Source organism: Serratia grimesii NBRC 13537 (assembly GCF_001590905.1).
In the GTDB taxonomy this organism is placed as follows: Bacteria; Pseudomonadota; Gammaproteobacteria; order Enterobacterales; family Enterobacteriaceae; genus Serratia; species Serratia grimesii.
The window spans coordinates 100,171-126,734 of record NZ_BCTT01000002.1 but is presented as its reverse complement, the minus strand read 5'-3'; the positions used below and the strand labels follow the sequence as shown (position 1 = coordinate 126,734).

The following is a 26,564-nucleotide window of genomic DNA, read 5'->3' as shown; positions in this document are numbered from 1 at the left end:
CCGTTCGAAACAGGTAATCTTGTTTGAACTAATACAAAAAGGTTTTATGTATGGGTTCATTGTATGCAAAAGGCGGCAGTGCTGTCCAGATTGCTGAACAGTTCAGCACGCAGATAAAGCAGGGTGATTTGCAACCGGGTGATTTACTGCCACCTGTGCGTCAACTGGCCGGTGAGTTGGGGGTGAACCCCAATACGGTTGCCAGCGCCTATGCCAAGCTACGAGATGCCGGTTTGGTCGCCACCCGCGGTCGGGCAGGGACACAAGTGCTTGAGCAACCATTAATGGCCGTGCGCAATGTTCGTCAAGTACCTGAAGGCATGCGTGATTTGGCCAGCGGCAACCTGGACGCCACACTGTTACCGGTACTGTCGCTGAGTGCAGATGATGCATTCCCACAGCAGAATGGCTATGACGTTAGCGGTGATTTGCCGGCGTTGTGTCAACTTGCTGGCGAATGGTTATCCCAACAAGGGGCATCGTTAGGCGAGGTGTCGGTGTTTTCTGGCGCGCTTGACGCTATTGAGAAGGCACTGCGTAGCCATGCGGCACCGGGAGCCTCAGTGTGGGTGGAAGACCCATGCTGGCCGCCGTTACTGACGCTGTTGCGGCATCTTCGCCTCAAACCGCTGCCTTTGCCGATAGACGCTCAAGGATGTTGCTTGCCGGAGAAAGACGCCAGCAAGCAGGGGTGTGCGGTGATACTGACGCCGCGAGCACAGAACCCGACAGGCATGTCATTAAGCGCCGCACGCGCCAAAAGTTGGCGTGAATTTTTAGCGAAAAATCCTGCTTGTCTGGCGATCGTTGATGATTTCTGGGGGCCGTTGTCACAGCAGCCTTTGCATTTGCCATGTGCCAAGGATAACGGTTTGTACGTGTTGTCTTTGAGTAAGTTTCTCAGCCCGGATCTGCGTATTGCGCTGGCCTGCGGCAAGCCGCAACTGATGCAGGCGATGCGTGCGGATCAATACATTCGCGAGCGTTGGGTCAGCCATATCTTGCAGCAAATTGCCGTTAAATTATGGGCACAAGCGCAGCGTGATGGTTTACTGGTGCGTGCGCAACATGCCTATCAGCAACGGCGTGATGCATTGGCGGAACGGTTACATACGTTGAGCGGCATTCCCTTGCCGCCGGGGGAAGGCGTCCATATCTGGCTGCCGGTACGCTCAGAGGCCGCAGCCAGTCAAATCATGGCGCAGCGCGGATGGTTGGTACAAAGTGGTGAGCCGTTCCGCCTGAAAAGCGGCCCGGCGATCCGTGTTAGTTTGGCTAACCTGATCTCAACACAACTGGAAACGCTGGCGCAGGATCTGATTGTCGCGATCGGTGCGGGTACCGTGGTTAACTGAATAATCCCAGAATCAAGCCTGCGCCAATAGCCGTAAAGAGGTCAGACGGGCAGCGGGCTGGGTTATGGGGGTATCAATCACAAACTCTTCCACACCATATTGCTGGTGCAATTGGTCCAACTGCTGGCGTACTTGCTGAGCGGTGCCCCGCAAGATGTGGCTTTCGCGGGGCTCAATGCGATAATCGGTTGCGCCGGCTTGTTGCACAAAACTCTCTGCCTGTTCCAGGCTGCCGACAGTCACGCTTTGACCACCGGTGACGTGCACACGGTATTGCTGGATCCCCGCCGTCAGTGCATTAGCCTGCTCGGCGCTATCGGCGACGATCACCGCGACAGCCAGCAGGGCTTTGCGCCCGCCGCTTTGCGTGGCGTAATGTGCTAGCGCCCGTTTAATGTCCTCCTGATTGCCATTGAGGTGAGCAGCAAACACAAAGGCCCAGCCGTGTTCGGCAGCCAACTGGGCACTTTCTTCGCTGGCACCCAGCAGAAAACGCTGTGCGGGTTGTGACGGCTGCGGCGTGGCGCTCAGGCCCGGTTGCGCATCATCATTCAAATAAGCGTTGAGCTGGGCGAGTTGTTGAGGAAAATCCGGTTTATTCTGCTGGTCGTGAGCAGCCTGTAGCGCTTGGGTCGAGAGTGGCAGTCCACCCGGTGCTTTGCCCACCCCCAGATCGACTCTGCCTGGCGCCAGTGTCGCCAAGAGATTGAAGTTTTCCGCTACTTTATAGGCACTATAGTGCTGCAGCATGACGCCGCCGGAACCGATGCGGATCTGTGACGTTTGCCCGAGTAAATAGGCAATCAGTACTTCGGGCGAAGGGCAGGCAAGTTGCACGGTGTTGTGATGTTCTGCTAGCCAGAAACGGCGGTAACCCCAAATTTCAGCCTGCTGCGCCAGGTGCAGCGTGCGTGTAAGCGCTTGTGCAGCGCTTTCTCCATCGGCTATCGGACTTTTTTCCAACACGCTCAGGGCATAAGCCATTTTCCTGCTCCTTTATCATCAATTATCCACGACAAATATCATGCCGAACGCCCCGGGCGTAATACTGATTGGGGATAGGATATTCCATTGATAAAAAACGGATTTAGATATGCGCAGAACGGTAAAGAGGCGCGTAATGAACGCGCCCGTATCAGGTCAGGATTCCAGCCAGGTTTTCAGGCGAATGGCATCGCTATAGTGGCCGTAACGTTGCTGTGAACCGAGTAGGATCATTACCACCGGCTGCCCCTTGATCAGTGTCCGCATGACCAGACAATGGCCCGCTTCGTCGGTGAACCCGGTCTTCTGTAATTGGATTTTCCAGGCGGGATTGTTGATTAGCCCATTGGAGCTACGATAAACCAACTGACCTCGGCCAGGGTGTACGATTTGCTGTTTGTCAGTACTAAAACGTCGAATGGTCTGATAACGGTAGGCATGATTAACCATTTTCAGCAGATCGTTGGCGCTGGCAACATTTTTTGGTGTCAGCCCGGTCGGATCGTAAAAGCGGGCATGCTTCATGCCGATGGCACGTGCTTTCTGATTCATTTTCGCCACAAAGGCTTTGCGACCACCGGGATAATTGCGGCTCAGCGCCGATGCTGCGCGGTTTTCCGATGACATCAGGGCGATGTGCAACATATCGCGACGGCTGAGAGTCGAACCTATGGTCAGGCGTGAGTGGGTTTTCTTCAACAGATCACGGTCGGATGGCGTGACCTGCATCCTGTTGCCCAGTGGACGTTTGCTGTCCAGCGTAACCATGGCCGTCATCAACTTGGTCAGCGAGGCAATGGGCTGTACGCGGTTGGCTTTTTTTTGATACAGGATTTTACCGGTACGTTGATTGACTACCAACACCGATGTTGAATGTAGAGCCAGTGGCGCAGCGGCGTGTGCGGCAGGCAGTATGAAAAGCAGAGTAAGAACCAAAATGGCGCCGAAGTGGCGTGCGGGAGTGCGAACGATGGAATTAAATAAAGACATGGCTACCGTAACTATGATCCTGACTGATGAATGAATATCAGTAAGAGTCTGCACAGCAAATGTGGAGAAAATAGGGTGATGATTCAACGGGGCGGCAATCTTGGCGTGACAGAGCTGTGGGTAAGAGGCAGGGAGACGGTGTACCGCCTCCCTATAAGCATCAATACACTTCTGGGACCACCATAGTGTCCGGAACCGGGTGACGGTTGTAATCCGGGCTGCGCTTGCGCGGTGGCAGGGTGATCACGTTGCCTTCCGCTTCTTCGTAAGGTAGTTGCTCAAGCAGGTGACTGATGCAGTTCAGACGCGCCTTTTTCTTGTCGACACCCTGAACTACCCACCATGGCGCCTCAGGAATGTTAGTGCGTGCCAACATGACTTCTTTGGCCTCAGTATAGTCTTCCCAGCGTCGGCGACTTTCCAGATCCATCGGGCTGAGCTTCCACTGCTTCAGTGGATCGTGGATACGACTGAGAAAACGCAACTCTTGCTCATCATCGGTGATTGAGAACCAGTATTTCACTATCTGGATGCCACTGCGTGTCAGCATTTTCTCGAACTCCGGCACGCTGCGGAAAAACTCTTCGTATTCCTCGTCGTTGCAAAAGCCCATTACTTTTTCCACCCCAGCACGGTTGTACCAACTGCGGTCGAACAGCACCATTTCGCCTGCTGCCGGTAAATGGGCAATAAAGCGTTGGAAATACCACTGGGTGCGTTCCCGGTCGTTGGGTGCCGGCAGTGCAGCCACACGGCAGGTGCGCGGATTCAGGCGCTGAGTAATGCGTTTGATCACTCCACCTTTGCCGGCGGCGTCCCGGCCTTCAAAAATAATCACCAGCCGATGACCGGTGCGCATAACCCAGTCCTGCAGTTTCACCAGTTCACCCTGTAGACGCAGCAACTCGCGAAAGTACTGTTTGCGCCAGGCTTTTTTCGGATCGCTGTCCACTTCGGTATCGTCAAAGCGCAGATCGTCCAGTTCCATTTCCAGCTCTTCGTCATAGCTGTCGTAAAATTCTTGCAGCAGGCGCTGGTTGAAGCTGTCGTCGCGGTTAAATTCATGCATAGCCATAATTAATTCTCCGTGTTAGCCCGGTTTAGAAATGGTTGAAAATCCAGTACAACCCAGCGGAAAGCAGCACCGAGGCCGGTAGCGTCAAGACCCAGGCCATCAGCAGGTTGCGCAGAGTGGACATTTGCAGACCGGAGCGGTTGGCTGCCATGGTGCCGGCGATGCCGGATGACAGAACGTGAGTGGTGGAAACCGGCAGCCCAAAAATATCCGCAGCACCTATGGTGGTCATCGCCACCAGTTCGGCGCTGGCTCCCTGAGCATAGGTGAGATGGCTTTTGCCGATCTTCTCGCCCACGGTGACGACGATACGCCGCCAGCCCACCATGGTGCCCAGCCCGAGAGCAATGGCCACAACTACCTTGACCCAGAACGGGATAAAGCGGGTGGCGCTGTCCAGATCGCTTTTCAAGGCATCCAGATTGCGCTGCGAGTCAGCAGGTATGTGAAGTTGTTTTTCCGACTTCAGGTGTTTAATGACCTCAGATGCCAGATACATGTCATTACGGGTATTAGAAACCGCCTGAGCGGGGATCTTGTCGACCGAACCGTATTGCCGGATTTGATCGCCGATGGCGCCAGTCAGTTGGGCCAATGCAGGCACGACTTCAGGCGTCAATTCGTTAGTCCGTACATAACCGGTCAGTACTTCGCGTGGTTGTGCCTGGCTGACGGCCGGAAACTGGTTCAGCAATTGGTTTTTGGTGACTTCTGCCAGTGCAGCGACCCGCGGGATTTGCTCGGGTGGCATTGAGCGGTTGAGTGCGTAGGCAATGGGCATGGTACCGACCAGGATCAGCATGATAAGACCCATACCTTTTTGCCCGTCGTTAGAACCATGAGCAAAAGATACCCCCGTACAGGTGAGGATCAGTAAACCGCGGATCCACAACGGCGGTGGTGAGTCGTTTTTGGGGGCAGTATACAGTTGGCGATTTTTGACGAAGACTTTCAGTGCCAGCAGCAATAGCGCGGCAAACACAAAGCCGATCACTGGCGAAAGCAACAAAGCGTAGCCCACTTTAATCGCCTGTCCCCAGTCCACGCCGCTGGTGCCGGTACGACCGTGAATCAGCGCGTTGGCTACCCCAACACCGATGATTGAGCCAATCAGAGTATGGGATGACGATGCAGGTAACCCGAGCCACCAGGTGCCGAGGTTCCAGATAATCGCCGAGAACAGCAGGGCATACACCATGGCGAAGCCGTTGCCGGTGCCGGCCTGTAAGATCAGCTCAACTGGCAACAGTGAAATGATACCGAACGCCACTACGCCGCTGGAAAGCAACACGCCGAGAAAATTAAAGAAGCCTGACCAGACAACCGCCACCATCGGTGACAATGAATGGGTATAGATAACCGTGGCAACCGCATTGGCGGTGTCATGAAAACCATTAACAAATTCAAAGCCCAGCGCAATCAACAGCGCTAACCCCAATAAAAGGAATGGGACATAGCTGGTATATACTGCACCGGCATCACTCACGTCGTTAAATAAATTAACCCCGGCAAAAGCTATCCCCAGTACTAATAAAAAAACAAAAAAAAGAACAGTGAGTCGACTGTTCTTTTGATAGATTTTTGGCAGGCTGGGTGCAGATGGCGCACCCGCTTGAACGGCGCTGTTTTCGCTCATAAAGGACCTTCCCGATAGACTTCATTAGAATACTGACGGAGCCGTACGCTGTTGCCATCAAAGTATTGGGAAATAATGTGACTTTTTTATGACGCTAATATTAATCATCAGGAAAAGTGAAAATAATTAACGTTGGCATTTAAAGGTTGATATAAAGGCTGGAGCTAATGATTAATTGGTGCGGTTATTCAGGATAAAGAGTTATGGCTCAAACGGTTGCGGAAAAATTACACAAACTTGATTTTGATGATGAAGTCACCGGGCTGATTTACGGTCACGTATTCCGCACGGCAGAGCCACCGCTGCGCGTTTCTTCGCAGCAGGCTTGTCAGGCTTATCAGGCATTGTCGCCGGGTGAGGGGTTTCTCTGGCTGCATCTCAATTTGAATCATGCGGCTGCGGAAAAATGGCTGAAAAATCATTTTGCGATTTCCGACTTTTTCTTCGACGAAATCCGTCATGGCTCGCACACCACACGCATTGAACGGCAGGGAGATGATCTGTTTGCCGTGCTCAACGACGTGATTTTCCACCCGAAAGAAAACAACCCTGAGATCGCGACATTGTGGCTGTACTGTTGCAGCGGGCTGGTGGTCACGGTACGACACAAACCTCTGCGTTTGATCGAACGGCTGCTTAGCCGGTTGGGGCCGCTACAACTGACATCGTCCACCGAATTGCTGGCACATTTGTTGGAAGAACAGGAAGACGTCCTTGAGCAGTTGGTGCGGCAGGCTAACCAATATGTTGATACCATTGAAGACCGTTTATTGAGCAGTCACGTGAAACGTAACCGTACTGAACTGGGGCGTATGCGCCGTATGCTGCTACGTTTTCAGCGTTTGCTGGCACCGGAACCTGCGGCGCTGTTCCGTTTGCTGAACCGGCCACCGGCCTGGTTGAGTCGCGACGTAGTACAAGATTTGCGCCAGTTCACTGAGGAATTTACCGTGGTGTTGAACGATCTCGCCAGCCTGACCGAGCGTATTCGCCTGTTGCAGGAAGAGATTGGTGCCAAGCAGATGGAACAGAACAACCGTACGCTCTACACCCTGACAGTGATCACCGTGCTGGCGCTGCCGATCAATATCGTTGCGGGTTTCTTCGGGATGAACGTGGGGGGGATCCCGCTGGCCAGCAATCACCACGGCTTTATTTTGCTGGTGTTGCTGGTCGGCGGTTTTACGCTGGTGACCGGCTATCTGGCGTTCAGACGCCGGGATGAAAGTTGACTAGAGTCTGGCCCGGTACTCTTCTTCCAGCTTGGCGTGGGTACTCCAGAATGGCTGTGGCTGACGATCGTGCAGGCGATCGACCAGGATATCCAGATGGGTGTGCCAGCCCCCGGCCACACTAAGCATCTCGTCACGGTTGGCCAGACGGCGATGGGTGACCGTCAACAGCACGGCATTGCCCTGTTCTGTGAGTTCAAAAGTGACTTCAGAAGGGCGTGTTTGTCCTTGTTCTGCCCAGGTAAAACTCAGTAGTCGCGGTGGGAAAAGGCAAGTGATATGACCGATGTTGCTGACGCTGCAACTGAGGTTTTTATATTTGGCTGGCGTTTGCTCATGCACGCCAGTCAAATCGGAATTGCGGAACACCAGCTCAACCTGGGCACCATTTTCCAATTTCATATCACCGGCTGCCAGCCAGGTGGCGCGTTTGTCGGATTCCGTCAGATAGGCCCACACCCGCTCGATCGGGCCGGGAAGCAGCCGCTGAATGCGCAGCGTGCCGGTTTCAATAATCATGCCGTAGTCGTTCATAGTTCACTCCTTGGGAGGATTCGGTTCGGGCTGCAGCAGCGCTATTTCCAGCGCGTCCAGCCGCTCTGTCCAGAAATGCTCGTAGGTTTGCAGCCATTGCATGGCTTGTGCCATTGGCTCGGGTTCAAGCCGGCAGATATGGTTTCTTCCCTGCACGGTGCGTTGCACCAGCCCAGCAAGCTCCAGTGCTTTGATATGCTTGGAGGCGCCGGCAAACGACATCTGCAACGGCGCGGCCAGTTCACCAACACTGTGCTCTCCATCGGCCAACGTACGTAATATCGCACGACGCGTTGGATCAGAAAGCGCACGGAAAATGGCGTCCAGCTGTGAGGAAGATAATTTAACCATATGGTTGAATATAGAACAGGCAGGCGAATATTCAACCAGTTTGTTGAATATTTTTTAATGCCCCGACTGACGAGCCGGGGCAGTGCATTCAAGCGTGGGTGTGTGCCAGTAATGCGTTAAGCAGTACGTTGGCACCGGCTGTCGACCATTCGCTGGAGATATTTTCCAGTTCGTTGTGGCTGATGCCCTCTACGCAGGGAATGAAAATCATCGCTGTCGGGGCTACCCGGCTCAGATAGCAGGCGTCATGACCGGCGCCGGAAACCATATCACGATGAGAATAGCCCAGTGTCTGCGCGGCTTGGCGTACGCTGTCGATGCAGCCTTGATCAAAACGTATCGGCTGGTACTGGAAAATACGCTCGGCGTGGGCGCTCAGACCGTCGCTGCCGATCTTGGCAACGGCCGCCAGCAGTCGCAGTTCCATCTGTTCCAGCACCGCCTCTTGCGGATGGCGGAATTCGACGCTGAAAAACACCTTACCGGGCACCACATTGCGAGAATTTGGGGTAATTTGCGCCATGCCTACCGTGGCGCGTGCGTCAGGCATGAAGTCTTTGCCAATGTTATTGACAGCAATGACCATGGCGGCAAAACCGAGCAGGGCATCGCGCCGGCGATCCATCGGCGTGGTACCTGCATGGGCGCTAAAACCGGTGATCTCCAGCTCATACCAACGTTGTCCCTGTGCGGTCGTCACCACGCCAATTTCAATGTTCTCTGCTTCAAGAATCGGGCCTTGCTCTATATGCAGTTCGAAGGCGGCGTGTATCGGCATATTGCCAACCGGATGTTCGCCCGCGTAACCGATTTGCTGCAATGCCTCACCAATACTGACGCCCTGATCATCGCTGCGCGACAGGCCGTACGCCAGGTCAAATACGCCCGCAAATACCCCAGAGGAAATCATCGCCGGGGCGAAGCGTGCGCCTTCTTCGTTAGTCCAGTTGACGACCTCAATGGCGCGTTCGGTGATGATCTGATGATCGTTGAGGGTACGGATCACCTCCAGGCCAGCCAATACGCCATAGATACCGTCGAAACGGCCACCCTTGGGTTGGGAGTCAACGTGGGAACCGGTGATCACCGGTGCCAGCTCTGGGCGAGAACCTTCACGCCGCAAAAACATATTACCCATGCGATCGACCCGCACGCTGCAACCGGCTTCCAGCGCCCAGTCACGCAGTTGGTCACGTGCCAGACGATCTTCTTCACTCAGAGCCAACCGGGTAACGCCATCTTTCGGGATGGCGCCGAACTGTGCCATGTCACGCAGACTTTGCCACAAGCGCTCACCATTCACCCGTTGCGTCATTTCTTCTCTTCCTGTGGTTTGATTGCATAGCGGAAATCACAGCAGGATGCACCGGACATAATGGTTTGAGTACGTTGTAGCTCGACATCCGGCGCATAGCCGACAATAAACTGGCTGTCGCGCGCGCAGGACAGCAGATGACCGATTTCACCCAATCCCATCTGGTGATACATCTCGGCATAGCGGCAACGGGTGACGTTGTAGTCGAAATGCTGTTCGTCCTGGTAGATCACCTTGACCTGCAGCGCATCGTCCTTTTCCCACAGATACTGCAAGGCGGCGAAACTCTGCAAATCTGCGCCATTTGGTTCCTGTGCCGCAAAGTTTTTGCCCGCCTCAATGGCGGCGTTTTCGATGGCTTCACCTATCACCGCCTGTGCGCGTTCCTTGCCAATTTCACGCACCAGAATCTGATAGATCGGTTTGATGATTTCCGCCTCTATGCGCCGTCTGGCCAGAATACCCAACTCGTTTTTTGCATCGCTCATCGCCTTGCTCCTCATTGCCTTACTGATTTTTATTGTGTTTTGGCGCCGCCCAGTACGCTCTGCGGCTGCCATTTGCCGTCAACGACCCGATAAAGGGTGAAGCTCGGCTGTTGCAGGTTGCCCTGCGAATCGAATGCAATAGTGCCAGTGACGCCTTGGTAATGAATGGCCCGTAATTTCGGCAGGTAATCGGCCGGATCGGCAGACTCCGCTTGCTCAATGGCGGCAATCAATACCCGGGTGGCGTCGTAGGCGAACGGCGCATGCAGTTCGATATGGGTTTTGTAACGGTCGCGATAAGCCTGCTCAAAGGCCTTGCCACCTGGCATCTGTTCCAACGGTAAACCCGGTTCCAGTGCGACTACGCCTTCACCTTCTTTTTGGGCCAGCGTCAGAAAGGTCTGGCTGACAAACCCGCCGGCGCCCATCAATGGGGTATTCATCCCCAGTTGTTTGATGCGACGGGCCAGCGGAGCGGCCTGTGAATCAACACCGCCGAAGAAGATCAGATCGGCGTTCTTGCTGCGCACGGTGGTTAATACCGCACTGAAATCGACAGTTTTGTCGTCGACATATTCACGCGCCACCGGCTGTATACCTTGAGCCGCCAGTGACTTGATAAACTCATCAGCCAGCCCTTGGCCAAAGGCGGTGCGGTCATCTATTACCGCAATACGCTTGGCTTTCAGTACCTTGGCTGCATATTCGCCAGCATAATTGCCGCCATCATCGTCATGGCCCATTACGCGGAAACTGGTGTCGAACCCTTGTTGAGTATAGCCATGGCCGGTGGCGACCGGAGCGACCTGGGCAATGCCTGCGTCGTGGTAAATGCGTGCTGCCGGTATGCTGGTACCGGTGTTCCAGTGACCCACCACGCCAGCGACACCTTCGTCCACTAAACGTTGGGCTACGGCAACGGCAGTGCGAGGATCGGACTGGTCGTCCTCGGACAGCAGTTTAAAAATGACCGGCTTGCCTTTCAGCGTGGGTTTTTGGGCATTAGCATCGGCGATCGCTAACTGTGCACCGTTCTCCAGATCTTTGCCGATGCGAGCGGAAGGGCCTGTCAACGGGCCAGCCAGGCCAATCAGAATAGTTTCATCGGCCAGAACCGGTGATGCCGCACTCAGGCTAACTAAAACGGCGGCGGCAAGCCCCAGCGGCTTAAAGCGAGTTATCTTGTTCATGTAAAGCTCCCGGTGTGATTAAAAATAAAAGGTTATTCACCCAAATAGGCTTGTTTGATTTTTTCATCATCCAACATGTCGGCAGAGCGTCCACAATGGCTCAGATTGCCGCTGTCCAGCACATAGGCGCGGTCAGTTGATGCCAGTGCCAGCCGGGCATTTTGTTCCACCAAAAGTAGCGTGACACCGTCACGTGAAAGGTTTTTGATGACCTCAAAAATGGCCTCAACCACAATGGGTGCCAAGCCCATCGAGGGTTCATCCAACACCAACAGCCGGGGACGGCTGAGCAAAGCTCGGCCCATGGCGACCATCTGCTGTTCGCCGCCGGAAAGAAGTCCGGCCTGCTGTTGAAGCCGTTCACGCAGGCGTGGAAAAAGAGTGCAAACTTGCTCCAGATCTTGTCGTACCGCTGCTTTGTCGCGCCGCGAATAGCTACCAAGTTGCAAGTTTTCCAGCACCGTCATGCGAGCGAAAATACCGCGTCCTTCCGGCACCATGACGAGCCCTTGTTGCAATAACTGATGCGGTGGCACACCACGAATAGAGCGGCCATCAAACAAGATTTCACCGTCGAAGGGCTGTAGGCCTGTTAGTGCACGCAGGCTGGAGGTTTTTCCGGCACCGTTAGCACCGATCAAGGTCACCTGTTCGCCGCTGTTTACCGTAAAATCGATGCCTTTAACGGCATGAATGCCACCGTAGGACACCTTTAACTGTTTGACTGACAGTAAAGATTCAGACATGGGCTGCGCCTCCCAGATAAGCGCGAATCACGGCAGGTTCGCGTCGGACCTGCGCCGGTTCGCCTTCAGCAATGACTTTGCCGTAGTCGAGCACGGTCAGGCGGTCACACAATCCCATTACCAGCTTGACGTCATGTTCGATCAACAGCAGGGTTTTGCCGCTTTCACGGATACGTTGCAACAGCTCGCGTAGGGCGACTTTCTCTGCGGCATTCATACCGGCTGCCGGTTCATCCAGTGCCAGCAATTTGGGTTCGGTGGCCAAGGCGCGGGCGATTTCCAACCGACGCTGATGGCCATAGGACAGATCGCCGGCGCGATAATCGGCGAATTGGCTGATGCCGACGTACTCCAGCAGCGCGTAGGATTTCTCCCGTGTTGCCTGTTCTTCCTGCCGGGCGCGACGGTGGCGTGAAATTGCCGCCCAGAGCCCATTGTGAGTACGCAGATGGCAGCCGACCATCACGTTTTCCAATACGCTCATCTCATTGAACAACCGCAGGTTCTGGAAGGTGCGTGCAATACCGGCTTGCGCCACTTTATCTATGGCCTGTGGTTTGTAGCGGCGATCCTGTAAGCGGAACTCGCCACTGTCAGCGCGATACAGACCGGTGATCAGGTTAAAACAGGTGGTTTTTCCCGCACCGTTCGGCCCAATCAAACCGTAAATCTCCCCCTGGTGAATACTGATGCTGACGTCATCAACAGCGGTGAGCCCGCCAAAGCGTTTACTGACGTGGCTGAGTGTAAGGAGTGGCGTCATGATGTTGCCCCCTGTTGATGACGTGCCGGCCATAAGCCCGCAGGGCGATACAACATCACCAGAATCAATGCCAGCCCGTAAAACAGTTGGCGGATAATTTCTGGATCGATCCACACCTGTCCAAACAACGCCTGTTGCAGAGGTCCCATGGTGCTACGCAGTAATTCAGGCAGGGCAGCCAGCAGCAAAGCGCCGAGGATCACACCGGGTATGTGGCCCATACCGCCTAATACCACCATGGCCAAAACGGCGATCGACTCTTGCAAGGTAAAGGACTCTGGCGAGACAAAGCCTTGAAACGCGGCAAACAGCGCCCCAGCTATACCGCCAAAGGTGGCACCGATGGCAAATGCCAACAGTTTGAAGTTACGTGTGTTTATCCCCATTGCCCGTGCTGCATCTTCATCCTCGCGAATGGCGGTCCAGGCACGGCCAACCCGTGAATGTTGCAGACGGAGGCAGATAAACAGGATCAACAACAATAAAGCGGCGAACAGGTAGTAATAGAGGTACAGCGACGAAAAGCGGATACCAAACCATTGGTGCATGCCGGAAAACTTTAGGCCAAACAAAGAGACCGGATCGATGCCGGAAATCCCTTTCGGGCCGTTGGTTATGTTAAGTGGGCGGTCCAGGTTGCGCATCAGAATACGGACGATTTCGCCAAAACCCAGTGTGACTATGGCTAAATAGTCACCGCGTAGTCGCAGCGTTGGTGCACCCAACAAAATGCCACACAACGCCGCCAGCAGTGCGGCTAAGGGGATCAGCAACAGGATCGACAGATGCAGGCCATCCGGGAACCATTGCAATAACAATGGGAACTGCTCGGTCAGGTGTGGGGATGACAACAGCGCGGTCAGATAGGCCCCCACCGCATAAAAGGCGATAAACCCCATGTCCAGCAGGCCGGTGAGGCCGACCACGATGTTCAGTCCCAGAGCCAACATCAGGTACAACAGCGCGAAATCGATCACCCGCACCCAGTAGTTACCGCCTGCAGCACCCGCCACCCAAGGCGCCAGCAGTAGGCCGAGCATAAACAATACTACGCCGAGTTTGGCGCGGTGTGGGCTTTCGGTGTTGATCGTTGTGGTTAGAATAGTCATTTTTGTCCTCAGGCGCGGGTAGCGACGCGTTCGCCTAACAGCCCGGATGGGCGGAATACCAACACGGCAATCAAAATCAGGAAGGCAAAAACATCCTGATAGTTGCTACCGAAGGTCCCGCCGGTCAGTTCACCGAGATATCCGGTGCCCAGGGATTCAAACAGCCCTAACAGTAATCCGCCGAGCATCGCACCACGCAGATTGCCGATCCCACCCAGTACAGCAGCTGTAAAGGCCTTGATACCGGGCAAGAAGCCCATGGAAAAACCGGCATTGCCATAGTTACTGGCCATCATGATGCCTGCCACTGCCGCCAGTGCACCGCCAAGGGCAAAGGTCAGAATGATGATGCGGTTGGGATCGATACCCATCAGGCTGGCGACCTGTGGGTTTTCCGCGGTTGCGCGCATGGCGCGACCAAAGCGTGAATGTTCAACCAATAAGAGCAGCCCGATCATCACCAGCACGGCAACGACCAATGTGGCGATACCCGTCCCGGTGATCACGGCCGGTGCGTGCTCGGCGCTACCTTGAGTGAGGGCGATAGGTGACATGGGTAACAGTTGTGGGAACATCAACGGATTACGCGACCAAATTAGCATCGCCAACGTTTGCAGCAGCAGCGAAACCCCAATTCCGCTGATCAGCGGCGCCAGGCGTGGCGCATTACGCAGGCGACGATAAGCCAGACGTTCAATACTCATCGATACCAAGGCGCATACCGCCATGGCGATAAGTGCCGCCAGCAGCAACACGACGTACGGTGACAGACCAGGGAAATGGTGCTGCAACACACCGATGGCGGACAGTGCGCTAAGTGCACCAACCATCAACACATCGCCGTGGGCAAAATTGATAATGCGCAGGATGCCGTAAACCATGGTGTAACCCAGGGCGATCAGCGCATAAATGCTGCCGAGCATCAGGCCGTTGACGGTCTGCTGTATCAGCGTATCCATAGGGGAGAGTCCCGAAAAATAATGATTCAGGACGCTCACAGTAGAGAATTAAAAAAAATTGTAAAATACGGAAAAATAATTTCTTATACAAAAAACGTGTGTTTTTAATTGTTTGATTTATTTGTATATTAAATTATAACCCTTACAGAATTTTCACCAAAATTATCAATATATGAAAAAAACAGAACAATATGCAGTGTCGTTACCGAATGATCCTCCGCTTCGTGCTGTACGGGCGTTTGAGGCTATTGCTCGCTTGGGCAGCGTTACCGGTGCTGCGAAAGAACTGGGGATTTCTCCCTCGGCGGTGAGCCATCAGCTCAAAACACTGGAAGCATTTCTGCAGATGCCACTGACCGAGCGCCAAGGGCGTAAGCTGATCCTGCGTAATGAAGGGCGGGAATATTACCGTTCGATCCGCTCGGCATTTAACGTACTGCGTCAGGCGACGGAGCAGGTGCGTGAACAGTCAGCATCCAGACAGGTGACCATCAGTTTGATCCCTCTGTTTGGCATGGGGTGGTTTATTCCCCGGTTACACGGCTTTCTACGTGAGAACCCCGAGATTGACATTAATGTGGTGTACGCTAATCACCGTAATTATCTCAGTGATGCTGCTGATATTTCGATTCGTTTTGGCGCGGGGCAATGGACCGGTTATCGCAGTGAAAAGCTGATGTCCGGTAAAATGGTACCCGTGTGCAGCCGTAGTTTTATCAAGCTTCACGGAGTGCTCGATACGCCAGACCAACTCTCACCACTGCCGCTTTTGCATGATGAAGAACGCACGACCTGGATGCAGTGGTTTCAGTTGGCCGGAGCCAGGCGTCCATTGCGCAGCACTGGCCCAATGTTTGAGGATGGCTTATTGACGTTAGCGGCAGTGCAGGCAGGACTGGGGTGCGCCCTGATGCGTGAGCCCTTGATCACCCCTTACCTTAACAGTGGCGAGCTGGTTAAGCTGTTCGATCTGCCGATCGATGATGGCCGGGATTACTACCTGTGCGTGCGGCAAGACAATGAACTGTCCCCTGAAGGACTGAATCTGCAACGCTGGCTGTTGAAAGAAGCCGGGGTTTGAATACCCCGCGCCGGATGTGATTCAGAATTCGACGTCTTCCAGGCTGAAAAACTCGGTCTGATCGTTATAGGAAAAGATTTCCGCATAACGGCCCCAGTTAATGACGGTGTCCAGCGTTTCTTTCGCTGCGGCGTCGGACAGCGAATCTTCCAATTCCTGCTCGAAGCGCATACGGGGCGCCCGGTGACCTGGACGTTCGTCCAACACACTTTTGATCAACGCGGCCAGCGGCAGGTAGCGCAGTAAATGCTCGGCGAACATGACTTTACGCGCCTGGACATCGTACTCAGCAAAAGTTCGCGCTGAAGGTGTCAGAAAGATATCCCCTTCACGGACATCTGCGAACCCCAAGAATTGCAGGACTTCGGCAATCGGGAAAAGGTCATCCACTTCCAGGTGCAACGAATGGGCGATGTCCGGCATGTCGGCACGACCAAAATAAGGCGCGGCAGCCAACGTTTCGATCAGACCGGCAATCAGGTTGGTGGAAACATGCGGTAAACGCGTGCCGAGCTTCAGGCCTTTTTTAACGCTCTCATCCATCGGTCGGGCGGTCATTTTGGCGTAAACGTCGTCTACCAGGCGACGGAATAAAGGATCCAGCCGATTACGCGGGTGGTTGAAGGGGACTTTTATTTCGGCTACCACACGCCCAGGGTTGGAGGACAGCACCAGGATCCGGTCACACATAAACACCGCTTCTTCAATGTTATGCGTCACGATCAACACGGACTTAATCGGCATACGGCCTTGATTCCATAAATCGAGCAGGTCGGTACGCAGTGTTTCCGCCGTCAGCACATCCAGCGCGGAGAAGGGTTCATCCATAAGCAGCAGCGTTGGATCCACCACCAACGCCCGGGCAAAGCCTACCCGCTGACGCATGCCGCCTGACAGTTCACGGGGGTAGGCGTTTTCAAAACCGTCCAGACCGATCAGGTCAATAGCGGCCAGTGCGCGCTCACGTCGTTGATTGGTTGCAATGCCCAGGGCCTCCAGCCCGGCCTCCACGTTTTGCAATACGGTGAGCCAGGGGAAAAGGGCAAAGGTCTGAAACACCATGGCAATGCCTTTGGCCGGACCATTTAACGGTTTGCCAAGATAGTCTACCGCGCCTGATGTAGGCTCGATCAACCCGGCAATAATACGCAGCAACGTTGACTTACCGGAGCCAGACCGCCCCAGCAAGCCGACAATCTCCCCGGCCTGCAAAGACAGATTAACGTCATTGAGGATCAGCTGTTCGCTGTGTGCCTTGTTAAAACCGTGGTTGATGTTTTTTACTGCTAAGATTTCCGTGCCGGCGACTGGCGCAACCCTGTTTTTTGGATCTGACATCTGAACGCTTCCTTAATCGATGCGGAATCGGGATTCGGCGTAGGCATACAGCGGACGCCACAGCAGGCGATTGAACAGGGTGACAAATAACGACATCACGGCGATGCCCAAAATAATTTTAGGGAAGTCGCCCGCGGTGGTGGTTTGTGCAATGTAGGCACCGAGCCCATGTGCTGTTACCTGCGTGCTGCCCCATTGCACAAATTCTGCCACGATACTGGCGTTCCATGCGCCACCTGAGGCGGTAATGGCCCCGGTGATGTAATAAGGAAAAATGCCCGGCAACATGACCTGACGCCACCATTGCCAACCACGAATATGGAAGTTGGCAGCGGCTTCGCGGTAGTCGTTGGGAAAGGCACTGGTTCCCGCGACCACGTTGAACAGGATGTACCATTGGGTGCCGAGCACGATCAGCGGAGACAGCCAAATATCCGGGTTAAGGTGGAAGTGCACAATGGTGATGACGAACACTGGGAACAACAGGTTGGCTGGGAAGGCGGCCAGAAATTGGGCAACAGGCTGAATTTTACCGGCCAGCGCGGGGCGCAGACCAATCAGTACCCCGAGAGGAACCCAGATCAGTGATGAGATCGCAATCAATATGGTGACGCGCAGCAGCGTAATGAGCCCCAGCATCAACACATGACCGACGTCCGCCAGCGTCACCCCAGTCTGCACATAAAGGATCACATGATAAGCAATGGCGATCGTCAGCAGGATTACCAGGCCGTTCCAGCAAAGATCGATAAGGCGTGAACGTTTTTGCCGTTGTGCGTTGCTGACACGGCGGCGTCTTATTGCGGGCAGATTTAGCCGCAGGCGTGCAGTCTTGGCCAGGAGTGCACCCAACGGTGTCAGCAGCAGGTGAATGAGCCGGGTGCGGCGCATCAGGTTCAATACCCAGGAGTTTGGCGCATTGGCTGAACGGGTGGTTTCCATACGGAATTTGTCTGCCCAGGCCACCAATGGGCGGAACAACAACTGGTCATAAGCCAAAATCACCACGGTCATGGTGACCAGCACCCAACCTACCGCGTGCAAATCCTTGCTCAATATTGCCTGAGCGAGATAGGCGCCAATACCGGGTAGCGTAAAGGTGTTATTACCGACAGTAATGGCTTCTGACGCCACGATAAAGAACCAGCCGCCAGACATTGACATCATCATGTTCCAAATCAGACCCGGCATTGAGAACGGCACATCCAGCTTCCAAAAACTCTGCCAGGGGCTCAAATGAAAGCCGCGTGACACCTCCAGCAAATCACGTGGCACGGTACGCAGTGATTGATAAAAACTGAAGGTCATATTCCAGGCTTGGCTGGTAAAAATCGCGAAGATGGCGGCAAGTTCGACGCCTAACACCCGGCCGGGAAACAGAGCGATAAAGAAGGTCACGGTAAAAGAGATGTAACCGAGTACCGGCACCGACTGAAGGATATCGAGAATAGGTACCAGCACTTTTTCCGCACGACGACTCTTGGCTGCCAGTGTGCCGTAAACCAAGGAGAACACCAGCGCGGCAACCATAGCGATAAGCATGCGCAAGGTGGTGCGCAGGGCATATTCCGGTAGATTAGCGGGATCAAGGGAGATGGCCTGGGTTTTTAGCGTCATGATAGGCTGCATCGTTTGATGCAGGCCAACAGCCATCATCGCGATAGTGCCGATAATCATCGGGAAGGCGATAACATCCCACCCGTTGGGCAGCAAACGCCGGGCGGAGACGTGCGTATTGAGCCTGACGTTCATCTAACCTCTCTTTAAACCAGAATGGGGAGAGTTTTGAGAGTAATGGCAGCACAACGACTATAGCCCATTATCAGCCAGCATTTTTAAACCGTTACTCAGCAGACGCCATTTCTGTTGCTGTCATGCCACACTGTACCGGTGACAGATGACAATTCTGATTATCGTGGCCCGTGCAGTAGCTTTGCTGGGGGGAAGCGATAATAATTCATAGACTAAGACTGGATAGCCGTTCGATTTTCAAAGAGGATTACGTTATGTCTGCCGGCAGTGACACGGAACAACCCAACAAATCGAGTTTAACTCTGTTGGCAGGCGGCGCACTGGGTGTGGTGTTTGGCGACATTGGTACCAGCCCGTTGTATACCTTCAAAACGGTGCTATTTCTCTCTGGTGATGCACCCTCCGTACCCGTGATTCTCGGTTTGTTATCGCTGATTTTCTGGACACTGGTGATTGTCACGTCGCTAAAGTACGCGATGTTCGCTATGCGTATTGATAACCGCGGCGAAGGCGGCATCATGGCCTTGATGTCGCTGTTGGTCAGTAAGACAAGCACCCGCCCAATGGTGCTGTTTGCCGGCCTGTTTGGTGCGGCATTGATCTATGGTGATGGGGCGATCACCCCGGCGATCTCGGTACTGTCGGCGTTGGAAGGGTTAAATATTGTTCTGCCTGAATCGCAGCCCTATATTTTACCCGCAGCGGTGGTGATTCTGGTCAGCCTGTTCGCTATTCAACCGCTGGGCACTGCACTTATCGGCAGGGTGTTTGGGCCGATTATGGCACTGTGGTTTTTTTCCATCGCTGCCTTGGGCATCTGGGGGATTATCCAGCATCCTGCGGTGCTGATGGCGTTGAATCCTTTGTACGGCATTAACTTCCTGTTCTCTAATGGGGTGACCAGTTTTCTGGTGCTGGGCGGCGTTTTCCTCTGCGTCACCGGTGCAGAAGCGCTGTACGCCGACATGGGGCATTTTGGCAAAAAGCCGATATGGCTCGCGTGGTTTGGCATTGTTTTCCCCAGCCTCTTGCTGAACTATGCCGGGCAGGCTGCACTAATCCTGTCGGGCGCTGACGTGACTCAAAATATCTTCTTCCGCTTGTGTCCGCCGTTACTGCAAATCCCTCTGGTTATTCTGGCGACCTTGGCCACCATCATCGCAAGCCAGGCTATTATCAGCGGGGCTTTTTCAATGACCCGTCAGGCGATCCAGCTTGGCTGGCTGCCACGCTTGCAGGTGAAACAGACCACAGAGGAAAGTTACGGACAAATTTATATTGGTGCCATCAACTGGTTGCTGATGGCGGTAACGGTGTTCCTGACGGTGTTCTTCAAGTCGTCCGATAATTTGGCTGCCGCTTACGGTATCGCTGTGTCGCTTACCATGATCATGACCACTGGGCTGCTGTTTGTGGCGATGCGTGAGGTATGGCGATGGGGAGTGGTCACCAGTTTGCTGGTGGCAGGCGGCTTCTTTATCGTTGATCTCAGCTTCCTGTTGGCCAACCTTAGCAAGGTGATGCAGGGCGGTTATGTCCCATTGCTGTTGGCCACCCTGGTGTACGGCGTGATGCTAATCTGGCATCGCGGGGTGCTCGCGGCTTCTCGCACATTGGGAGAAAAGAGCGTGCCGCTGACGGATTTTCTGGCACACCTTGAAGAGCAAAAAATCCCTCGAGTGCCGGGCACGGCAATATTTCTTACTCGTACGCTAAACGGCACACCGCCGGTGATGAAATGGCACGTTAAGCGTAATGGTTCGCTGCACGCCACCGTGTTGACACTGAATATCATGATCGTCAACGAACCCCGTGTGGCAAATGCTGAACGGCTGGTCATCCGACAACAGTCGCCGGGTTTCTGGTGTGGTATCGCCAGCTACGGTTTTATGGAGCGGCCTCATATTCCCCGCTTATTACGCCATGTGGAGGCGCAGAAAACCGGGCTGAATTTTGATGACGCGACCTATTACCTGGGGCATGAAACCGTGGTACGCCGCGAAGCCAATGACCGATTACCAGCGTGGCAGCGCAACATTTTTGCGTTGATGGTGCGTAATGGCATGCACGTGACCGATTATTACTATCTGCCCAGCGATCAGGTTGTTGAAATCAGCCGCAGAGTGCCAGTTTGAGCCGCTTGGCTATAGGTTAAAAGTATTGGTTATTTAACTGTTTGCGCGTGAGGGCGTAAATTGCGGTAGCGCGATGGGCGCTGCTTGCGAGTGAATAATTTATGTCATTGTTCGATCTTACCGCGTTGGCTGCCGATTTACCGCAGGCATGGCGTTCCCGCGTATTGGGACGCGTCGGTTCGGCCAACATCAAAGTGTTACGGATGGATAAGCAGGCAATTGCCGATGAAGTTCATGATTATCATGAAGGATTGTTGGTGATCGCTGGGCAGTTGCGGCTTGAAGTGCAGGGCGAGGCTATTACGGTCAACGCCGGCCAATTGTATCAGGCAGCCGCTGGTGTACCTCACCGGGTGCTGGCGGGCAGCCACGGCACCCTGGTGATTTTTGATATGCCGGAGTGATTAACGGCTGCTTTCCAATGGCGATAGCGCAATTTTCACCGCGGCGTCTAATCTGGCCCGACTGACACCATCACGAGCTTGTACCGACAAGCCGTGCAGGAAGACGGCAAAATAATCACCGAGGCTTTCGACATCGGTGTCGGCTGGCAGTTCGCCCGCGGTTACCGCAGTCTGTAGGCGTTCAATAATGCCCTGAGTGCGTAGCCGGCGGTGTTCTGCCAACCAGGTTTTGATATCGGCGTTTTCGTCGCTGACACTGGCCGCAGAAGAAACCACCATACAGCCTTGTGGCAAATCAGCACGACTGTAGAGCGCCACCGCGTCGTATAACATGCGTTTTATTGCCGTATGTACACGGCTTTCCTCACTGAATGCACGATCGGCAAACCCGCCTTCATGGCTTTCGTAACAGGCGATTGCTTCACGGAACAACAGCTCTTTCGAGCCAAACGCTTTGTAAATACGTGCGGAGGCAATGCCCAGCTCGGCCACTAAATCCGACATCGATGTGCCTTCATATCCCTGCCGCCAAAAGAGGTCGCGTGCTTTAACTAATGCCTGTTCGCGGTCGAACTCACGTGGTCTGCCTGCCATTCATCTGCCCTTGTTTATCGAACTTTCAGTGAAATAGGATCGCTTAAATCCACTGTAACACCAACGATTTTTTAAAATTCGCTTGCTGAAGAATTCATTTGAGCCTATTGTTTGTCAATCGACAAACAATGGGAGTTTACGATGAAAACCCTGAAAGGTCCAAGCCTGCACCTCGCACAATTTAGTGACGATGCTGCACCTTTTAACAGCCTGCCGACGATTGCCGACTGGGCCGCAAAAACCGGTTTTAAAGCCCTACAGATCCCTGCGTGGGATAGCCGCCTGTTTGATTTGGCTACTGCCGCAGAAAGCCAGACATATTGCGACGATCTGGTCGGTATGTTGGCAGAACACGGACTTGAGGTCAGCGAACTGACCACCCACATTTTTGGTCAGTTGATGGCGGTACATCCGGCCTACGATGCGCTATGTGACAGTTTTGCGCCACCGGCTTTGCACGGCAATCCAAAGGCACGCGGTGAGTGGGCGCACCAGCAGTTGCTGTTGGCGGCTAAAGCCTCTGCACGACTGGGGCTGAGCGAGATGGGCACGTTTTCAGGCTCACTGGCCTGGCCCTATTTATTCCCGTTCCCACAGCGGCCGGCGGGGTTGATTGAAACGGCTTTCGATGAGTTAGCCAAACGCTGGTTGCCGGTGCTCAATGCCTGTGACGAGCAAGGGGTGAACTTATGTTATGAAATCCATCCCAGCGAAGACCTGCACGACGGTGTGACCTTCGAAATGTTCCATCAACGCGTTGGCGGTCATCCGCGTTGCCAGATACTGTTCGATCCAAGCCACTTTGTGCTGCAACAGCTTAACTATCTGGACTACATAGATATTTATAAGGATTTCATTCGTATGTTCCACGTTAAGGACGCGGAGTTTAACCCGACCGGGCGACAGGGTATTTACGGTGGTTATCAGTCGTGGACTGAACGCGCGGGGCGTTTCCGTTCGTTGGGCGACGGACAGGTGGATTTCAAGGGTATATTTTCGCGACTGACACAGCATGGTTACCAAGGGTGGGCAACGTTGGAGTGGGAATGCTGCCTAAAACACCCGCTGGATGGGGCGCGCGAAGGGGCGGCCTTTATACATGACCATATCATCAATGTTACCGACAAGGTGTTCGATGATTTTGCCGGTGCGCCGGTTGACCAACAGCAAATCAATACGTTGCTTGGCCTGCGCTGAGCCACAATATTCCTTCACGGAGAACACCAATGACACTGCAAAATAACGGGTCCATGCAACATGGACCTGAACACGAACACGTCTATGTGCGAGTAAATGGCAACCGTATTCACTGTGTCACGCTCGGCGAAGGTCAACCGGTGCTGTTGATTCCCGGCTGGCCACAAACCTGGTACACCTGGCGTTATGTCATGCAGGCACTGGCGGCGGCCGGTTTTAAGGCCATCGCGGTGGATCCCCCGGGTATCGGGGATTCAGACAAGCCTCGTGGCGGCTATGACACCGGCAGCGTCGCAGCCACGTTGCACCAAACCATGTTGCAATTGGGGCATGCGCGTTATCAATTGGTCGGACATGATATAGGGATGTGGATCGGCTACGCGATGGCAAGTGACTTCCCACAGGCGGTTACGGGGCTGGTATTGACGGAGGCGGTGATCCCTGGGCTGGCGCCCGCACCGCCGATTTTTGTGCCCGCGGAACAAAACATTTTTCTGTGGCATTTCATGTTCAACCAACTGACGGATCTGCCGGAGGCATTGACGTTGGGCCGTGAGCGAGAGTACCTCAGCTATATCTTTAATCGTTGGTCTTATCGCCGTGATCGGGTCGCGGCGGAAACCTATATCACAGCCTATTCGGCACCGGGTAGCTTACGAGCCGGTTTTGATTACTACCGCGCCATTCCGGAGACCATTCGGCAAAATCTACGCCGCGCAGAATCTCAACTTACCATGCCGGTAATGACCATAGGAGCTGAGCATGCTACCGCTGATGCGCCTTTTTTAACGTTGCGCGATAACGCGACTAACCTGCGTGGTGAAACGGTCGCTGGGTGTGGACATTTCATTACCGAAGAGTCTCATGAGGCGTTTATTGCGTTGGTGGTACCTTTCTTGCTGGAGGGTAACGCTGATGCCGCTTAATCCGCAGATTGCCCACTTCTTGTCCGTCGCGGCGCAGGCAGCGGCACCGGAGTCTCTGTCTGAGATGCGTGCTGCGGCAGAAAGCGGGCTGTTACACTTGCAAGGCGAGGCGGAAGCCAGTGGGGGGATTAAAAATGGATGGGTCACTGCCAACGACGGTCACGATATTGCCATTCGTGCTTACACGCCGCTGGGAGTGGACACCGGTGAGTCCATACCGGCAATGTTGTACGCCCACGGTGGCGGCTGGTGTCTGGGCTCACTGGCGTTGTATGACCGGCCTTGCCAGGCGCTGGCCAATGCTACTGGCCGAATGATCCTGTCGGTTGATTATCGTCTGGCGCCGGAATACCCCTACCCACGGCCGTTAGATGACGTGTATCAGGCGTTGTGCGGTGTGATTGAACAGGCGGATGAGTGGGGGTTCGATGCCACACGTATCGCGGTTGGTGGTGACAGTGCGGGTGGCAACTTGGCTGCGGCCGTTGCGTTATTGGCCCGTGACCGGGATGGCCCGCAGATTGATCATCAGTTATTGCTGTACCCGGCACTGAGCCGGGCTATGGATACGACCAGCTATGCCGATTACGCACAAGGCTATTTCCTGACACGGGAAGTGATGGCATTTTGCTGGAGTCAGTATCTGCCTGAAGAGCACAATAATTGCGATCCTTACGCAGAACCCTTGCATGCAGCAACGTTAAGCCGATTGCCACCGGCAACCATTTTGAGTTGCGAGTATGACCCGCTGCGCGATGAGGCGGAGCATTATGCCAGGCGTTTGCAGGAGGACGGGGTCGCGGTTCGCTGTGAACGGCTGCCGGGCATGGTACATGCCTGCATTCATATGCTGGGTTTAACCCCGGCGGCACGAGAACTGTTCGACAAAGCCCGATGATAAAAATGCCCCGTAAGAACGGGGCATTTTTTTGTCGCTTACATTAATTAACGGCCAGCCACGGTGACAAAGCGGGTTTCCAGATAGGACTCGATCGCTTCGCTGCCGCCTTCGGTGCCGTGACCGGAGTCTTTGACCCCGCCAAACGGTGTTTCAGGCAGGCCAAAACCAATGTGATTGATGCTGAGCATGCCGCTTTCCACATCGCGTCCCAGCGCGTTCACGGTCGCAATGCTGCGGCTGTATGCATAGGCCGCCAAACCGTAAGGCAAGCGATTGGCCTCCGCGATAGCTTCCTCATAGGTCGCAAATGACCGCAGCAGGGCGACCGGGCCAAACGGCTCTTCGGACATCGCACGAGCACTCAAGGGGACATCGCGCAACACTGTCGGTTCAAAGAAATTGCCGGGACCCGTTACACGTTTGCCGCCGGTGGTGGCTTTGGCCCCTTCGGAGATGGCATCTTTCACGAAGGCTTCAATGGCATCTACGCTGCGTTGCAGCACCATTGGCCCCATGGTCACACCTTCTTGCTGACCGTTGCCCAGCTTGATGTCGCGTACTGCTGCTGTGAATTTCTCGACAAAGGCTTCATAAACGCCTTGTTGGATCAGGAAGCGGGTCGGGGCAATACAGACCTGTCCGGCATTGCGGAACTTGGCCAGTGCCAGCTCTTTAGCGGCGGCATCGAGATCGGCATCGTCAAAAATCAGTACTGGGGCATGACCGCCCAGCTCCATGGTGGCTTTTTTCATATGCTGACCGGCCAGCGCCGCCAGATGTTTGCCCACGCGGGTGGAACCGGTGAACGAGATCTTGCGAATGGTTGGGTGTGGGATCAGGTATTCGGAGATTTCTGCTGGGGTGCCGTATACCAACGCGATCACGCCAGCAGGAATGCCCGCATCGGCAAAGGCGCGAATCAGCTCAGCCGGTGAGGCTGGGGTTTCTTCCGGACCTTTAATAATGATTGAACACCCGGCTGCCAGCGCGGCGGACAGTTTGCGTACAATCTGGTTAATCGGGAAGTTCCACGGCGTGAATGCGGCAACCGGTCCTACCGGCAGTTTCAGCGTTTGCTGCTGAACGTCCTGGCTACGAGATGGGATAATCTGGCCATAGGTGCGGCTGGCCTCGCCAGCAAACCAGTCAATTACGTCCGCCGAGTTAAGGATCTCAACCTTGGCTTGTGCCACCGGTTTGCCTTGTTCCTGACTCATGATCACGGCAATTTTCTCTGCACGTTCACGCAATAATGCTGCGGCTTTACGCATCAGGTTTGCCCGCTGATAGGCAGAGGTTTCACGCCAAATCTTGAAGCCGCGCTCGGTTGCGGTCAGCGCCAGATCGAGATCGGCTGCTGTGGCGTGTGCCACACTGCCAATAACCTCATCGGTAGCGGGATTAGTGACGGGTGTGGTTTTGCCAGCAACTGCGTTGCGCCATTGTCCATCAATATAGAGTTGAGTATCTGGATACATTGTTGCCTCTTACTTTCAGGGGGTTAAAGAC

25 protein-coding genes are annotated in these 26,564 nt (G+C 54.3%); 8 read left to right on the top strand and 17 right to left on the bottom strand.

What is annotated here, in order from left to right; all coding sequences use genetic code 11:
- The first annotated feature begins 50 nt into the window (after positions 1–50).
- Complete coding sequence (locus tag SGR01S_RS01500; protein ID WP_061806332.1) at positions 51–1,355, top strand: aminotransferase class I/II-fold pyridoxal phosphate-dependent enzyme; 1,305 nt, start codon at positions 51–53, stop codon at positions 1,353–1,355.
- A gap of 12 nt (positions 1,356–1,367) precedes the next feature.
- Here the strand turns inward: SGR01S_RS01500 and SGR01S_RS01495 are convergent, their stop codons facing one another.
- The 4 genes from SGR01S_RS01495 to SGR01S_RS01480 form a co-directional block, all read right to left on the bottom strand.
- Complete coding sequence (locus SGR01S_RS01495) at positions 1,368–2,339, bottom strand: LLM class flavin-dependent oxidoreductase (protein WP_061806331.1); 972 nt, start codon at positions 2,337–2,339, stop codon at positions 1,368–1,370.
- Positions 2,340–2,495: 156 nt separating this feature from the next.
- Positions 2,496–3,329 carry a D-alanyl-D-alanine endopeptidase gene (gene pbpG, locus SGR01S_RS01490; protein WP_061806330.1) on the bottom strand — a complete coding sequence of 278 codons (834 nt, stop codon included), beginning with the start codon at positions 3,327–3,329 and terminating at the stop codon, positions 2,496–2,498.
- A 160-nt stretch (positions 3,330–3,489) separates the two neighbouring features.
- Positions 3,490–4,404, bottom strand: a complete 915-nt coding sequence (gene ppk2 / locus SGR01S_RS01485) for a polyphosphate kinase 2 (protein ID WP_037415544.1) — start codon at positions 4,402–4,404, stop codon at positions 3,490–3,492.
- A gap of 25 nt (positions 4,405–4,429) precedes the next feature.
- Positions 4,430–6,040: an inorganic phosphate transporter gene (locus SGR01S_RS01480; RefSeq protein ID WP_061806329.1), complete on the bottom strand. Its 1,611-nt coding sequence runs from the start codon at positions 6,038–6,040 to the stop codon at positions 4,430–4,432.
- A gap of 203 nt (positions 6,041–6,243) precedes the next feature.
- On the opposite strand from SGR01S_RS01480, the gene SGR01S_RS01475 reads away from it, so the two are divergent.
- The gene (locus tag SGR01S_RS01475) at positions 6,244–7,272 is read left to right on the top strand and encodes a transporter (RefSeq protein WP_037415542.1); all 1,029 of its coding nucleotides are present in this window, start codon (positions 6,244–6,246) and stop codon (positions 7,270–7,272) included.
- Here SGR01S_RS01475 and SGR01S_RS01470 read toward each other — a convergent pair whose 3' ends face one another.
- The 9 genes from SGR01S_RS01470 to SGR01S_RS01430 all read right to left on the bottom strand — a co-directional run bounded on the left by SGR01S_RS01470 (position 7,273) and on the right by SGR01S_RS01430 (position 14,727).
- Positions 7,273–7,806 (bottom strand): SRPBCC family protein, encoded by a 534-nt coding sequence (locus SGR01S_RS01470; protein WP_037415539.1) that lies wholly within the window; start codon positions 7,804–7,806, stop codon positions 7,273–7,275.
- Positions 7,807–7,809: 3 nt separating this feature from the next.
- Entirely contained in the window at positions 7,810–8,157 is a 348-nt protein-coding gene (locus SGR01S_RS01465) for an ArsR/SmtB family transcription factor (protein ID WP_037415536.1), read from the bottom strand.
- An 88-nt stretch (positions 8,158–8,245) separates the two neighbouring features.
- Positions 8,246–9,472: a Zn-dependent hydrolase gene (locus tag SGR01S_RS01460; protein WP_061806328.1), complete on the bottom strand. Its 1,227-nt coding sequence runs from the start codon at positions 9,470–9,472 to the stop codon at positions 8,246–8,248.
- The gene (locus SGR01S_RS01455) at positions 9,469–9,960 is read right to left on the bottom strand and encodes an L-2-amino-thiazoline-4-carboxylic acid hydrolase (RefSeq protein ID WP_061806327.1); all 492 of its coding nucleotides are present in this window, start codon (positions 9,958–9,960) and stop codon (positions 9,469–9,471) included. Before SGR01S_RS01455 ends, SGR01S_RS01460 begins: the two co-directional genes overlap by 4 nt.
- A 29-nt stretch (positions 9,961–9,989) precedes the next feature.
- A complete protein-coding gene (locus tag SGR01S_RS01450; RefSeq protein ID WP_061806326.1) occupies positions 9,990–11,150 on the bottom strand; it encodes a branched-chain amino acid ABC transporter substrate-binding protein in 1,161 nt (386 codons plus the stop codon).
- 32 nt (positions 11,151–11,182) lie between these two features.
- Entirely contained in the window at positions 11,183–11,896 is a 714-nt protein-coding gene (locus tag SGR01S_RS01445; RefSeq protein ID WP_061806325.1) for an ABC transporter ATP-binding protein, read from the bottom strand.
- The gene (locus tag SGR01S_RS01440; RefSeq protein WP_061806324.1) at positions 11,889–12,659 is read right to left on the bottom strand and encodes an ABC transporter ATP-binding protein; all 771 of its coding nucleotides are present in this window, start codon (positions 12,657–12,659) and stop codon (positions 11,889–11,891) included. Before SGR01S_RS01440 ends, SGR01S_RS01445 begins: the two co-directional genes overlap by 8 nt.
- Entirely contained in the window at positions 12,656–13,768 is a 1,113-nt protein-coding gene (locus tag SGR01S_RS01435) for an ABC transporter permease subunit (protein WP_061806323.1), read from the bottom strand. The genes SGR01S_RS01440 and SGR01S_RS01435 overlap by 4 nt, the downstream gene beginning before the upstream one ends.
- 8 nt (positions 13,769–13,776) lie before the next feature.
- Complete coding sequence (locus SGR01S_RS01430; RefSeq protein ID WP_061806322.1) at positions 13,777–14,727, bottom strand: branched-chain amino acid ABC transporter permease; 951 nt, start codon at positions 14,725–14,727, stop codon at positions 13,777–13,779.
- A gap of 172 nt (positions 14,728–14,899) precedes the next feature.
- Between SGR01S_RS01430 and SGR01S_RS01425 the strand changes: the two genes are divergently transcribed.
- Positions 14,900–15,808: a LysR substrate-binding domain-containing protein gene (locus SGR01S_RS01425; RefSeq protein ID WP_037415516.1), complete on the top strand. Its 909-nt coding sequence runs from the start codon at positions 14,900–14,902 to the stop codon at positions 15,806–15,808.
- 21 nt (positions 15,809–15,829) lie between these two features.
- On the opposite strand, the gene SGR01S_RS01420 is transcribed toward SGR01S_RS01425, so the two are convergent.
- Both SGR01S_RS01420 and SGR01S_RS01415 read right to left on the bottom strand, forming a co-directional pair.
- Positions 15,830–17,146 (bottom strand): ABC transporter ATP-binding protein, encoded by a 1,317-nt coding sequence (locus SGR01S_RS01420; RefSeq protein WP_061806321.1) that lies wholly within the window; start codon positions 17,144–17,146, stop codon positions 15,830–15,832.
- A 12-nt stretch (positions 17,147–17,158) separates the two neighbouring features.
- Positions 17,159–18,898 (bottom strand): ABC transporter permease, encoded by a 1,740-nt coding sequence (locus SGR01S_RS01415; RefSeq protein ID WP_061806320.1) that lies wholly within the window; start codon positions 18,896–18,898, stop codon positions 17,159–17,161.
- Between the two features lie 254 nt (positions 18,899–19,152).
- Here SGR01S_RS01415 and SGR01S_RS01410 point away from each other — a divergent pair, with 254 nt between their 5' ends.
- Both SGR01S_RS01410 and SGR01S_RS01405 read left to right on the top strand, forming a co-directional pair.
- Positions 19,153–21,033 carry a potassium transporter Kup gene (locus SGR01S_RS01410; RefSeq protein WP_037415512.1) on the top strand — a complete coding sequence of 627 codons (1,881 nt, stop codon included), beginning with the start codon at positions 19,153–19,155 and terminating at the stop codon, positions 21,031–21,033.
- 101 nt (positions 21,034–21,134) lie between these two features.
- Positions 21,135–21,437, top strand: a complete 303-nt coding sequence (locus SGR01S_RS01405) for a cupin domain-containing protein (protein WP_061806319.1) — start codon at positions 21,135–21,137, stop codon at positions 21,435–21,437.
- Here SGR01S_RS01405 and SGR01S_RS01400 read toward each other — a convergent pair whose 3' ends face one another.
- A complete protein-coding gene (locus SGR01S_RS01400; protein WP_037415507.1) occupies positions 21,438–22,031 on the bottom strand; it encodes a TetR/AcrR family transcriptional regulator in 594 nt (197 codons plus the stop codon).
- Between the two features lie 141 nt (positions 22,032–22,172).
- Between SGR01S_RS01400 and SGR01S_RS01395 the strand changes: the two genes are divergently transcribed.
- The 3 genes from SGR01S_RS01395 to SGR01S_RS01385 are packed head-to-tail and all read left to right on the top strand — an operon-like array spanning position 22,173 to position 25,052.
- Positions 22,173–23,228: a sugar phosphate isomerase/epimerase family protein gene (locus SGR01S_RS01395; RefSeq protein WP_061806318.1), complete on the top strand. Its 1,056-nt coding sequence runs from the start codon at positions 22,173–22,175 to the stop codon at positions 23,226–23,228.
- A gap of 29 nt (positions 23,229–23,257) precedes the next feature.
- Positions 23,258–24,154, top strand: coding sequence for an alpha/beta fold hydrolase (locus SGR01S_RS01390; RefSeq protein ID WP_061806317.1), 897 nt, complete (start codon positions 23,258–23,260; stop codon positions 24,152–24,154).
- Positions 24,144–25,052, top strand: a complete 909-nt coding sequence (locus tag SGR01S_RS01385; RefSeq protein WP_061806316.1) for an alpha/beta hydrolase — start codon at positions 24,144–24,146, stop codon at positions 25,050–25,052. The genes SGR01S_RS01390 and SGR01S_RS01385 overlap by 11 nt, the downstream gene beginning before the upstream one ends.
- A gap of 47 nt (positions 25,053–25,099) precedes the next feature.
- Here the strand turns inward: SGR01S_RS01385 and SGR01S_RS01380 are convergent, their stop codons facing one another.
- Entirely contained in the window at positions 25,100–26,533 is a 1,434-nt protein-coding gene (locus SGR01S_RS01380; RefSeq protein WP_061806315.1) for an NAD-dependent succinate-semialdehyde dehydrogenase, read from the bottom strand.
- Positions 26,534–26,564 lie beyond the last annotated feature (31 nt).